Here is an 11632-nt window from a genome sequence, read left to right as displayed (position 1 = left end):
ACGGGGGCGAGTTACTCGGGACTGTCGGGAACGGAGATCTCGCCGTCGACGATGGCCTCGCGCGACGACTGGATCTCCGAGGTCACGTCGTCGGGGATCTGGTCGCCGAGTTCGGTTCCGTAGACGATGTCGACGCCGTCCTCGGCCAGTCCGAGGCTGGTCGCGGTGCCGCCCTCGAAGTTGCCGTTCACGGTCGTCTCCGCGGCGTTGTACACCGCGGTGTCGACGCGCTTGACCATCGACGCGAGGATCACGTCCTGGTAGTCGGTCGTCACCGACTGATCGCGGTCGACGCCGATGGCGAACTTGCCCTCGTCGCGGGCGGCCTGGAAGACCCCCACGCCGGTGTTCCCTGCCGCGTGGTAGACGATGTCGGCGCCGGAGCTGTACATCGACAGCGCGGCCTCCTGGCCGGCGGAGGGCTCAGAGAAGCTGCCGGTGTAGGTCGTCTGCACGTCGACGTCCTCGTTGGCGGCCTTGGCGCCGGCGGTGAAACCGGCCTCGAACTTCGCGATGAGCGAGCTCTCGACGCCGCCGACGAAGCCGACGTTCGTGGAGTCGCCCTGCGTCGAGGAGTCGCCCGCGGAGAACGATCGACTCGTGAGCAGGCCGGCGAGCTGGCCGACGAGGTACGAGCCCTCGTGCTCCTTGAACGTGTACGAGCGGACGTTGTCGGCGTCGACGACGCTGTCGACGATCATGAAGTCCTGCTCGGGGTAGTCGGGCGCCGTCTCCGAGAGCGCGTCCGCCTGCAGGAAGCCGATACACGACACGAGGTCGTAGTCGGGGTCGGTCGACTGCGCGTACTGGGTCTGGTAGGTGCTGAACTGCGACACGGAGTCGGGCTCGGACTCGTCGTACGAGAGGTCGAACTCCTCGGCGGCCTGCTGGATCCCCGTCTGGGCCTGATCGTTGAACGAGCCGTCGCCGAGCCCGCCGGTCGCGTACACCATCCCGATGTTCGTCGTCTCCGAGCCGGACGCCTCGGTCTCGGACGCATCGGTGTCCTCGCCGTCGGCCGCCGGCGTCGACGCCTCAGTGTCCTCCTCGCCCGAGCCGCCCGACTCCGGGCCGCCCGAACAGCCGGCGAGCCCCACGAGGCTCGCCGCGCCGACGCCCTTCACGAACTTCCGCCTGTCGAACCGGTCAGTGTCCATACACGCAATCGCGGCGGTTGAGGGGTTAAAATCGTCGCATCCGCCCGATGGATATCGTATCAGCTGACAGCTTCGACCGCCGACTCGACGACGCCGGCGACCTCCTCGACGAACGGGTCCACGTCGTCGTGTTCCGCGTAGACTCGGACGTACGGCTCCGTCCCGGACGGCCGAACGAGCGTCCACGAGGCGTCGGGGAACGTGAGCCGGACGCCGTACTCCGAGTCCACCTCGGCGTCGGTGAACGCCGCCGGCAGCGTCTCCGCGAGCCGTTCCATCGCGGCGGCCTTGTCGTCGTCGGGGCAGCCGACGCTGACCTTGCGGTACGGCCGCTCGGTGATCGGTTCGCGGAGCCCCGCCAGCCCCTCGTCGGCGACGAGGCGGGTCACCACCGCCGCGCTGGCGACGGCATCGATCCAGTCGCCGAAGGCAGTGTGGACGTGCTTCCACGGCTCGGCCGCGAAGGTCACGTCGCCGCCGGACTCCCGCACGGACGCGATTCCGTCGTGGAGGTAGCCGAGCGCGACGCGCTCGACGCGACCGCCCGCGGCCTCGACGCGCTCGTCGATGCGACCCGAGGCGTTCGGCGTCGTCACGACGACCGGGTCCGTGGCGTCGCTCGCGCGGACGTACCGCTCGGCGAGGATCGCGAGCACCGTGTCCTCGTGGACGACCTCGCCGTCGCCGTCGACGACGACGATCCGGTCGCCGTCCCCGTCGTGGCCGATACCGAAGTCCGCCGCACCGTCGGCGACGAACTCCCGGAGGTCGGACAGCGACTCGGGCGTCGGCTTCGACTCCCGGCCGGGGAAGTGTCCGTCGACGGTCGCGTTCAGCGTCACCACGTCGGTCCCCAGCTCCCGCAGCACCTGGGGGGTCGCGACCGCGGACATCCCGTTGCCGCAGTCGACGGCGACGCGGACGCCCTCCGGATCGGCGCCGAACTCGCCCGCGTACTCGACGACGGCCGAACGGTACGCGTCGAGCACGTCCTCGTCGGCTCTGTCGCCCCACTCGTCCCAGTCCGCCGGGTCGGCGCCGTCGGCGACACGGTTCTCGACGGCCGCCTCCGCGGCCCCGCCGTACTCGACGCCGTCGACGAACGCCTTGACGCCGTTGTCGGTCGGCGGGTTGTGCGACGCGGTGAGCATGACGCCACGGCGTCCCCGCGAGGCGAACGCCAGCGCCGGCGTCGGCACCTGGCCGATCCGGCGGACCTCCGCCCCGGCCGACGCGAGACCCGCCTCGGCTGCGGCAGCCAGCGCGGGACCGGTGACGCGGCCGTCCCGTCCGACGACGAACTCCCGATCGCCGGCCTCCTGGGCGTGGTCTCCGAGCGCCCGGGCCACGTCGAGGACGAGCCCCGGCGTGACGCGCTCGGTGACGTCGCCGCGGATGCCGGCGGTTCCGAACAGATCCATACCGCATCGTCCGTGGCGGTGCCCAAGACTCCCTCGGTCCCGATCCGACCCCGAACGGGAGCCGAACGGCAGTCGCCGGCGAGGGTTCAAATCCGATGCCGGGACCATACCCCCCATGCGCTGACCGCGGCCCCGGCGCGGGCGCGGGTGTGCGACGGCACGCGCCGGGGAACCGACACGTGGCGACGCCGTCGCCTGTCAGCCCCATGTCGAGCCGCCGGCGTCGAGATCAGTCGAACGCCATCGCCGGTCAGATCCCGTCAGCGGTGGTGCTGACCAGCCAGATCCCCGCCGCCATCGTCGCACCCCCGACGACGAACCAGGGGCCGATCGCCTCCCCGAGCAGCGCGGCACCGAGCGCCGCGCCGACGAGGGGCTGAGCGAAGAAGAACGCCGCGACGGTGCCCGCCGACACCGTCTCCAGCCCCTTGTACCAGAGGTACCACGCCGCCGCCGTCGAGCCGAGGCCGAGGTATGCGACGGCGAGCAGCGCGCCCGGCGACAGCATCGCCGCGAGCGGCGGCGCCCGCACCGCCAGCTCCGCGGCCGACAGCACCGCAAGCACGGGCAGGGAGGCGAGACAGGAGTACGTCGCCGCCGTGAGCGCCGAGTACTTGCGGACGAGGGGCACTCCCCAGACGGTGTAGCCGGCCCACGCGACGCTCGCGAGGACGAGCGCGCCCAGGCCGGCAGCGCTCGCGCCGCCGAGACGCGTCAGGTCGTACTGCCCGGCGAGCACGAGCAGCGTGCCGACGGCCGCGAGCGTCATCCCGCCGGCCGAGCGGCGGGTCACCTCCTCGTCGAGCACCGCCGCGCCCAGGGCGACCGTGAAGACTGGCGTCAGCACCGTCAACAGCGACCCCTGGCTGGCGTTCGTCAGCTCCGTGCCGAGGAATTGGCTGGCGATGGTGACGGCCACCCATCCGCCGAGGACGGCGAAGCCCCGGTAGTCCGCCCGTTCGACCGCGACGCCGCGTGCGCGGACAACCGCGTATAGCGCGACTGCGCCGACGGCGACGCGGAGGAACCCGAGCGTGAGCGGCGGGATCAGGTCGAATCCCCACTTGCTCACGACGTACATCCCGCCCCAGATGGCCGCCGCGGCAAGCGGCGCGAGCGCGGCCACGTACCGGCGGCCCCCGAGCGGGGCAGTCACGGTTGGACCGCGTCGACGAGATCGATCGGAAATCCGATACGTCCGTACATCTCGTCCGGAGCGTGTCACCCCGGGTTTGAATCGGTCGCGGTTCCGGCACGTCGTGGCAACGGATCACGGGCGCGCCTCTGCCCGCCCGGGACCGTCCCGCTTGCGTCCCGACTCGTGGACGGCCGCCGGCTTTTCCAGTCTCGCCCGCTCAGCGACAGGTATGAGCGACGACGCAGGAACGAGCGGCGACGCGACGGACCGCGTCCGCGCACACGTGTTCGTGTCCGGACGAGTACAGGGAGTCTTCTACCGGGCGAACACCCGCGATACTGCGCGCGAACGGGGCCTCGACGGCTGGGTCCGAAACCTCGACGACGGGCGCGTCGAGGCGGTGTTCGAGGGGCCGCGCGAAACCGTCGAGGGGACGGTCGAGTGGTGTCACACCGGAAGTCCGAGCGCGCTCGTCGAGAACGTCGAGGCCGAGTACGCCGAACCGGAGGGAGAGCACGGCTTCACGATCCGTCGATAGCGGCCGTGCCGGATCGCGGATCGCCGTCAGTCCGCGCTCGTCGGCTCCGGTCGGTCGCCTCGGCGGAGGAACGGCACCGAGAGCCCCGGCTTCGCCTCGACCGGCCGGTCGGGGTCGTGGCCCTTGAGGCCGTCCCAGACCACCAGCGCCGACGGGAGCACCAGCATGGACGTGAGGAACGAGTAAAGGATCGACAGCGCGGTGAGCGTTCCGAACTGCCCGAGGATGCTCAGCACCGAGAACACGAGGACGCCGATCCCCGTCGTCGTCGTGAGCATGCTCCCGAGGAGCGCGCCCCCCGTTCCGCGGACGGTCCGCTCCAGCGCGGTGAAGAGGTCGTGTTCGCCACGCTCGTCGATGAACCGGTGGACGACGTGAACCGAGTAATCGATCCCCAAGCCGATGGTCAACGAGAGGATCGTCGCCGTGAACGCGTTGAACGCGATGCCCGCGAGCCGCATCGTCGCCGCCACGAGCGCCACCGACGCGATGATCGGGATGGTGTTGATGAGGCCGAGCGACGGCAGTCCCTCGAGCACGCCGTAGATGACGAGGAGGAACACCACCGTGAGTGAGAGCGCCACGGCGAGGCTCTGGGCGGCGGAGACGAAGATCAGGTCCGACACGGCGGCGAACACCACGGTGCTGCCGGTGGCGACCGCGACGCCGCTGGTGTCGCGGTAGCGGTCGGCGACCGCGCGTCCGTCGGCCGTCACCGCCGACTGGTCGGCGTCGGCCTCCGTCGAGTACACTACCTGTGTGCTCCGCCGGTCCTCGGAGAGGTACTGCAGCGCCTGCTCGCGCGATGACGACGACAACAGGTAGTCGTAGATCTCTCCGAGATTGTCGTCTGGGACGCCGTTCGCGTTCCGGTCGTTCCGGTTCACGAGCCGGCGGAACTCGGGGTCGGACGCCGCGCGCCGCTGAATGACCGTCACGATGCTTTGCGACTCCGCGCGCCCGTCCTCGGAGACGAACGTGCTCGGGGGATCGTCGCCCATGCGATAGAGTTCCTCAAGTCTCGTCGAGTCCTCCATGTCGCCCTCGACGTAGACCGTGACCGACCCGCCCTGGCTCGCGGTGAACTTCTCCTCGAGGAAGTTGAGCGTCGCGACGGCAGTGTAGTCGCTGGGCGCGAACGGTTCGGGAAGCTCCTCCAAGTAGTCGGGTGTTTCCTCCGGCGGGAGGAAGTCCTCCTGAGAGAACGACGTGGAGATGCCCGCTGCGTAGCCGCCCGAGGCCGCGGTGAGGACGAGCACGAGCGCGAGAAACACCCGCGGCGCGCGGTCTCCGATCGAGACGCCGACGCGGAGGACGCTCGCGAGTCCGCTCCCCTCGGCGCCGAGCGGAGCCTGTGAGAACGTCGGGATCGGGATGACGTCGCGACGTTGGTCGATCAGCACCTTCGCGGCCGGGAGGAACACGCCGAACAGGAGGAACGTGAACAGGATTCCCGCGGCCGCGACCAGGCCGAACTCCCGGATCGGCGCGAGATCTGACGTGAGGTTCGCGAGGAATCCGATCACAGTCGTCCCGGTCACGATGAAGAACGCCACGAGGAGCTGCCGAACTGCCAGGTTCATCGCGTCCTCGACGCCGTAGCCCTCGGCCCGGTCCTCGCGATAGCGGTTCACCGCGTGGATACCGAAGTCGATCCCGACCGCAAGCAGCAGCGGCGGCACCGAGATCATCATCTGGCTGAACGGGATCCCGGCGAGGCCGAGGAATCCGAACGTCCACACGACCGCCAACAGCAGCGTGAACGACCCCAACAGGAGGTCGATGAGGTCGCGGTAGGCGACGATCAGAAAGCCGATGATCAACAGGACGGCCGCGGGCGTGACGATGAGCAGCGAGTCGGTGATCACCGACGAGAACTCCGCGGAGATGATCCCGGACCCGAAGACGGTGATGTCGCCGCCGACGGTGTCGACGACGCGCTGGCTCCGGATCTGGATGTCGGTCAGCGGGCTGGAGCCGCTCTGTCCGGCCGCCGCACCGCCGCCGCCGGCGCCCGGTATCTCGTGAGTTACGACGCCGATCGTCGCCGACGCCGCCGCCGATTCGGCGTTGAAGTCGTCGGACACCCCGCCGGTGAACGCTGGGTTGTCCGCGTTCTCACGGATCGCCCCATCGATCTCCGTGGAGGTCGCCCGTTCGAGCACGCGGATCTGCGCCTCGGTCGTGGTCGCGTTCGGGTCGATCGTTCGCGCGACCGTCGCCGCCGGGGACGACACGCCGACCACCCGCAAGCCGTCCGTCTCTTGCAGCCGATGTTGTGCCTCGAGCATCCGCAGCATCGCCGGCTTCGAGAGGACGTTCCGGTCTCGCTGGACGAGCTGTGTCGAGCCGGTGTCGTCGGCGAACGACGGACCGAAGTCGCGCTGGATGTCCGACAGTGCCTCCTCTGCAGGGATCCCCGAAGTGAACTGCTCCGTGCCGGCGGCCGTCGAGACGTTCGCAAGCCCGCCGGCGAACACCAGCGTGAGCAGCAGGAACGCCGCAACGATCCGACCGGGGCGCTCCGTGATCTCCGTGGCGACCGCGGCGGTGACCCCCTCGTCGCTCATCTGTTGCGCCGGAGGTAGACGGCGCCGGCGATCCCGAGAACGACGACGACCGCCCCGACGCCAATGGCGCCGAGCGGCAGTCCGTTCCCGCTGGGCGCCGTCGCCTCGACCGGCACCTCGTAGGTGTCGGAGATCAGGGTATCACCGTCGCTGGTCTCGTACCGGAAGTCGACGCTCGCGGGATACGTCTTGCCGGCGATCGCGGTGCCGGCCATCGAGAGGTCGAACATGACCTCCCTTGTCTCGCCGGGAGCGATCGCGTCGATGAACCCTTCGTCGTCCTCGGACGAGAGCGGGCCATCGAGGAACAGCTTCGCGGACACGTCGCGCACCGGCTCCTCGCGGTTGTTCGTCACCTCGAGGGTGAACGTCACGCCGTTTCCGACCTCGACCGTTCCGTTGACCGCGCTCACGTCGAACTCGTCGCGGGACTCGGCGATCGAGACCGGGGCGTCGAGCGAATCACCCGTCCTGCGGGTTCCCTCGTCGTCGCGATACTGGACGCGCAGCGTGAACTGGCGAGGTCCCGCCTCGGCGGCGCCGGACACCTCGATGTCGAACGCGAACTCGGCCGACTCGCCGGGTTCGAGCGTCCCGACGGCGACCTCGGGTTCCAGCGGCGAGACGTTCGGGTTCGTCGTCTCGAACAGGACGACCGCGTTCGTCACGGTCTGTTCGCCAGTGTTCGTCACGGTGCCGGTGACCTGTCCGTCCTCACCGACCCGGAGGGTGCTCTCGAGTGCGTCGACGCCGAACGTCTGTTCTGGCAGCGGGAGCACGCCGAACGAGAGCGATCGGGAGGTGACCGACGCGCCGCTTTCGGACTCGTATTCGACGGTCGCGTCGACCGCGTACTCGCGCGTCTCGGCCGACTCGACGAGCGTCCCGTCGACCTCGACGGTCCGCGTCTCGTTGGGGCCGAGCGTGCCGACGAACCGGCGGGCGTTCGCCGACTGGCCGAACGTGAGGTCGTCGTTACCGGACTGGAGCGAGAGCACCGCGTTCCGGGCCGACTCCCCGCCGACGTTGCGGACTGTCACCGAGACGGTCCCCGAGCCGCCGACCGGGGCGGCCGACTCGACGTCCTCGAGTTCGAACAGGGCGCGCTCTTGCACCCGGACCGTCGCGTACACGGTCGTCGTGAGTACCTCGTCCTCGTCGTCCTCGTCGCGGTACTTGACGGTGATCGGGACGCGGTGTTCCCCGCCGGGGATATTGGCCGCGACGTCGATCTGTACCGTCACCGACCGGGTGGCGCCGTCGCCCATCCGGCCGAGTTCCCTCGTGGACGAGAGCACGTCGATCCCGTCGGTATCACCGACCGTGGCGTTCACGTCGAGCGCCGGCTCGACGTTGTCGTCGCGATCGGCGGCGTCGTTCGTGAGTTCGACGGTGAGCTCCTGGGTCGTCCCGGGCTGGAGCACCGGCTCGGCCACGTCCGTCTCGAATCGGGGGTCCTCGTCTGCAGCCGCGACGCCGACGAAGCCCGCACCGACGGCCGAGAGGATCAGTAGTGCCGCGATCAACAACGTCAGTGGGCGACGTGACATCGGTGTTGGCTGAACGTTCGGTCAGGGACGTATATAACCTGTTTGAAACCGGGCCACGCGGTCGACGCGGTGATCGCTACGCCGGGACCGCGTACGTCTGCTTGAGATGGTTGATCACTGTCGCGACGGTGGTCGAGTCATAGGTCCAGAAGCCGTAGAACTGACGGTCGGCGGGGTCGCCGCGCTCTTCGGCGAGAAGCAGACAGGCGTCGGCGGGGTCGCCGCCGCCGTCGAACGCGACGAACCACGAGCGTCTGATCTCGTCAGTGTCCTCTTGATGAATCGACACGCCCTCGATATCGGGCGTGTCGTCGCTCGGGGCACAGTAGGTGTGGATGTCTATCTCCTTGGTCGCGAGGTCCTCGTAGACGCCCTTCTGCGCGCGGATCGCCTCGACGCGCTGGAAGCCGGCGTGGAGCTCACCCGTCCCCGCACGCCACGCGCGGTCCTCCATCTCCCGAGTCGCGGCCATCATCTGGGAGATGTCGTATGAGGTGAACGTCGTCCCGTCGAGGTGTTCGAGGATGGGCGCGAACGCGCTCTGCTCACCCGGTCCGACCGCGACCTCGCCCTGGAGATGCCGAAGGTCGACCGCCGCGAGCACCTCGTCGTCGTGCTCGTCCGAGAGTACGACGTACCCCGAGAGGCTGCTGTCGGTCGTTCCTTCAGCAATTCGGACGGCCTGGGAGTCGAAGTACTCGCGCAGCTCCGCGACCGCGTCGTCGTTCGGCGGATCGAACACCGTCAGGCGCTTTTCTCGCCCTTCGACGGAGTCGATAACTGCCCGAAGTGACATCTGGGTTCGACCTCGATACACCGGGCACGGATAAAAGCCTATCACCGACGTGCACTGACACCGACACACCACACAAGGGATATGACTGAGGTGGCTGTCACGCCGACGCGACGCCGAACTCAGCGAGCGAGTCGACCACGACGTGTGCCTCGACGACGGCGTGCTCCTCGGTCATGGGGTCGTCGAGGGCCGCCAGCGTCTCCTCCGCCTCAGCGAGCATCCGCGCCTCCAACTCGGTCTGGTCGGGCTCCGCGCGCGTGTCGTTCAGCAGCGCCTCGAAGTCCCCGCGCAGGTCGAACGACGCCCGAGCGACGTTGCACCGCGACAGCGGGTTCATCCCGAGGTCCACGACGAGATCGGCGACCGCCTCCCAGTCGGACTCACAGAAGTGGATCGATACCTCGCCGACGATGTCGCGCCAGGCGATCGGGTCGGAGTGCTTCATCAACTGCACCGCCCGCGGCGGGATGTCGATGCGAGCGGTCGTCTCGGGGGAGTCACACAGGCAACACGGCTGCTCGGTTCGCCCCGTGTACATGAGCGATCTGTGGGACCGAACGGGGAAACCTCCGTCGGCGCCGGCGGTCGTTACCCGGTCGCCACGGCGCCTTGAACTAGTGATATATCTTCGATACGAATTCACCATCCGAATCGGACGTCGAATCCTCGGATAGAGAGTTCCACACAGGGGCGCTCGTTCGTGAGATTCCGCCTCGGTAACGCCCGTGTAACCCGGTTACCCCTATGTCAGGGAAATTATAAGATGGGGCAGAATGTACCGAAGAGTGATGCTCGATACGATCCTACTGCAGGGCGCATCCGATCCGTTCACCAGTACCGGCTCCGGAGAGATCTTCCTGCTCGCGCGGCTGCTGTTCGGCTTCGTCCTCGCGTTCATGGGACTGAACCACTTCACGATGACCGACGGACTCGCCGGCTACTCGGAGGCGAAGGGGATCCCCGCGCCCCGCCTCGCGACGCTGTTCTCCGGCGGGCTACTGATATTCGGCGGGCTGGGCGTCGCCACGGGCGCATTCGTCACACTCGCGGCCGGCGGACTCGCGGTGTTCCTGCTGGCGTCGGCGGTCACCATCCACGACTTCTGGGCGGTGCCCGAGGACCAGCAGCAAGACGAGATGACCTCGTTCCTGAAGAACACCGTCATGGCGGGTGCGTCGCTGGCGTTCCTCGCGCTCGCGTCGGCGCCGTGGCCGTACGCGCTCGACATCTCGCTGCTGTAATCGGTCGTCACAACGCTCGTTCGTCCGCTCGATCCACGCCGACTCCATTCTCCTTCGTCCGTGCCTCGCCCCCCCGACAGCGGCGCGACTCCGTCGAGCCGGCGGGCTTTTGTCGCCGGCGCGTCCCCCTCCCGACATGCGAATCGGGTTCCTGCTCAACCCCGTCGCGGGGATGGGCGGCCGGGTCGGGCTGAAGGGCACCGACGGGAAGGTCGCCGAGGCGCGCGCCCGCGGCGCCGAGCCACGGGCGCCCGATCGCGCCCACCGGGCGCTCGATGCCCTCGCCGAGCGCGCCCCCGACGCCGAACTGTTGGCATGGGGCGACCCGATGGGGGCGAGCGAGGTCCGCGACGCCGGCTTCGATCCCGAAGTACTCGGGACGCCCGCGGGCGACGAGACGGACGCCGACGACACGGTAACGGCCGTCGGCGCGCTTCGCGAGGCCGGCGTCGATCTGGTGTTGTTCGTCGGCGGCGACGGCACCGCCACGGACGTGGCGGAGGCGCTGGAGGGAACCGACATCCCGATGCTCGGCGTCCCCGCGGGCGTGAAGGTGTACTCGTCGGTGTTCGCCGTCTCCCCGGAGGACGCAGCATACGTCGCCGCGACGTTCGAGCGCACCGAGCGCCGCGAGGTGATGGACATCGACGAGGACGAGTACCGCGAGGGGGAGGTCCACCCGGAACTGCGCGCCGTCGCGCACGTCCCCGTCGCCGAACAGCTCCAGTCGGGCAAGCAGATCGGCGGCGGCACCGTCGAGTCGCTGGCGATCGGGGTCGCCGACGACGTGCGCGCACGGCCGAAGACGACGTGGGTACTCGGGCCGGGCTCGACCGTCGGCGAGGTCAAAGAGCGGCTGGGCTTCGAGGGGTCGCCTATCGGCGTCGACGTGTATCGGAACGGCGACGTGCTCGCGCTCGACGCTGCGGAGTCGGAGATCCTCGACTCGCTGGACGAAGACAACGTCATCGTCGTCACCCCCATCGGCGGCCAGGGGTTCGTCTTCGGTCGCGGCAACCCCCAACTGTCGCCGGCGGTCATCCGCGAGTGCGACCTGGAGATCGTCGCCTCGCGCGACAAGCTCGACGACTTGCGGGTGCTGCGCGTCGATACGGACGACCCCGAACTCGACGAGGAACTCCGCGGCTGGGTGAAAGTTCGCGTCGGGCGCTTCGAGCGCCGGATGATGAAGATCGTGTGAACCGGATCTCGGACTAGCAC

General features: G+C 69.1%; 10 protein-coding genes. 3 read left to right on the top strand and 7 right to left on the bottom strand.

What is annotated here, in order from left to right; all coding sequences use genetic code 11:
- Positions 1-11: 11 nt before the first annotated feature.
- The 3 genes from ABJD39_RS11095 to ABJD39_RS11085 form a co-directional block, all read right to left on the bottom strand.
- A complete protein-coding gene (locus ABJD39_RS11095) occupies positions 12-1157 on the bottom strand; it encodes a BMP family lipoprotein (RefSeq protein ID WP_348608442.1) in 1146 nt (381 codons plus the stop codon).
- A gap of 59 nt (positions 1158-1216) precedes the next feature.
- Positions 1217-2578, bottom strand: a complete 1362-nt coding sequence (locus ABJD39_RS11090; protein WP_348608439.1) for a phosphomannomutase — start codon at positions 2576-2578, stop codon at positions 1217-1219.
- A gap of 250 nt (positions 2579-2828) precedes the next feature.
- Positions 2829-3734, bottom strand: coding sequence for a DMT family transporter (locus ABJD39_RS11085; RefSeq protein ID WP_348608436.1), 906 nt, complete (start codon positions 3732-3734; stop codon positions 2829-2831).
- 211 nt (positions 3735-3945) lie between these two features.
- Here ABJD39_RS11085 and ABJD39_RS11080 point away from each other — a divergent pair, with 211 nt between their 5' ends.
- Positions 3946-4254 (top strand): acylphosphatase, encoded by a 309-nt coding sequence (locus tag ABJD39_RS11080; protein WP_348608433.1) that lies wholly within the window; start codon positions 3946-3948, stop codon positions 4252-4254.
- Between the two features lie 26 nt (positions 4255-4280).
- On the opposite strand, the gene ABJD39_RS11075 is transcribed toward ABJD39_RS11080, so the two are convergent.
- The 4 genes from ABJD39_RS11075 to ABJD39_RS11060 all read right to left on the bottom strand — a co-directional run bounded on the left by ABJD39_RS11075 (position 4281) and on the right by ABJD39_RS11060 (position 9708).
- Positions 4281-6824 carry an efflux RND transporter permease subunit gene (locus tag ABJD39_RS11075; RefSeq protein ID WP_348608430.1) on the bottom strand — a complete coding sequence of 848 codons (2544 nt, stop codon included), beginning with the start codon at positions 6822-6824 and terminating at the stop codon, positions 4281-4283.
- Complete coding sequence (locus ABJD39_RS11070; protein ID WP_348608427.1) at positions 6821-8374, bottom strand: COG1361 S-layer family protein; 1554 nt, start codon at positions 8372-8374, stop codon at positions 6821-6823. Before ABJD39_RS11070 ends, ABJD39_RS11075 begins: the two co-directional genes overlap by 4 nt.
- Before the next feature lie 76 nt (positions 8375-8450).
- Complete coding sequence (locus ABJD39_RS11065; protein WP_348608424.1) at positions 8451-9170, bottom strand: DICT sensory domain-containing protein; 720 nt, start codon at positions 9168-9170, stop codon at positions 8451-8453.
- Between the two features lie 97 nt (positions 9171-9267).
- Entirely contained in the window at positions 9268-9708 is a 441-nt protein-coding gene (locus tag ABJD39_RS11060; protein WP_348608421.1) for a hypothetical protein, read from the bottom strand.
- 250 nt (positions 9709-9958) lie between these two features.
- Between ABJD39_RS11060 and ABJD39_RS11055 the strand changes: the two genes are divergently transcribed.
- Both ABJD39_RS11055 and ABJD39_RS11050 read left to right on the top strand, forming a co-directional pair.
- Complete coding sequence (locus tag ABJD39_RS11055) at positions 9959-10411, top strand: DoxX family protein (protein WP_348608418.1); 453 nt, start codon at positions 9959-9961, stop codon at positions 10409-10411.
- Positions 10412-10547: 136 nt separating this feature from the next.
- Positions 10548-11612 carry an ATP-NAD kinase family protein gene (locus tag ABJD39_RS11050; protein ID WP_348608416.1) on the top strand — a complete coding sequence of 355 codons (1065 nt, stop codon included), beginning with the start codon at positions 10548-10550 and terminating at the stop codon, positions 11610-11612.
- The last annotated feature ends 20 nt before the right edge of the window (positions 11613-11632 follow it).

Origin of the sequence: Halobaculum rarum (genome assembly GCF_040025155.1) — an archaeon.
GTDB classification, from domain to species: domain Archaea; phylum Halobacteriota; class Halobacteria; order Halobacteriales; family Haloferacaceae; genus Halobaculum; species Halobaculum rarum.
The sequence above is the reverse complement of the archived record's forward strand: the minus strand, read 5'-3'. Positions and strand labels throughout refer to the sequence as shown.

Bases quoted from the DNA above. Each gene is read 5' to 3' on its own strand.
- ABJD39_RS11055 (WP_348608418.1), top strand. From the start codon at position 9,959: ATGCTCGATACGATCCTACTGCAGGGCGCATCCGATCCGTTCACCAGT.
- ABJD39_RS11095 (WP_348608442.1), bottom strand. From the start codon at position 1,157: ATGGACACTGACCGGTTCGACAGGCGGAAGTTCGTGAAGGGCGTCGGC.
- ABJD39_RS11060 (WP_348608421.1), bottom strand. From the start codon at position 9,708: ATGTACACGGGGCGAACCGAGCAGCCGTGTTGCCTGTGTGACTCCCCC.
- ABJD39_RS11050 (WP_348608416.1), top strand. From the start codon at position 10,548: ATGCGAATCGGGTTCCTGCTCAACCCCGTCGCGGGGATGGGCGGCCGG.
- ABJD39_RS11070 (WP_348608427.1), bottom strand. From the start codon at position 8,374: ATGTCACGTCGCCCACTGACGTTGTTGATCGCGGCACTACTGATCCTC.
- ABJD39_RS11065 (WP_348608424.1), bottom strand. From the start codon at position 9,170: ATGTCACTTCGGGCAGTTATCGACTCCGTCGAAGGGCGAGAAAAGCGC.
- ABJD39_RS11090 (WP_348608439.1), bottom strand. From the start codon at position 2,578: ATGGATCTGTTCGGAACCGCCGGCATCCGCGGCGACGTCACCGAGCGC.
- ABJD39_RS11080 (WP_348608433.1), top strand. From the start codon at position 3,946: ATGAGCGACGACGCAGGAACGAGCGGCGACGCGACGGACCGCGTCCGC.
- ABJD39_RS11075 (WP_348608430.1), bottom strand. From the start codon at position 6,824: ATGAGCGACGAGGGGGTCACCGCCGCGGTCGCCACGGAGATCACGGAG.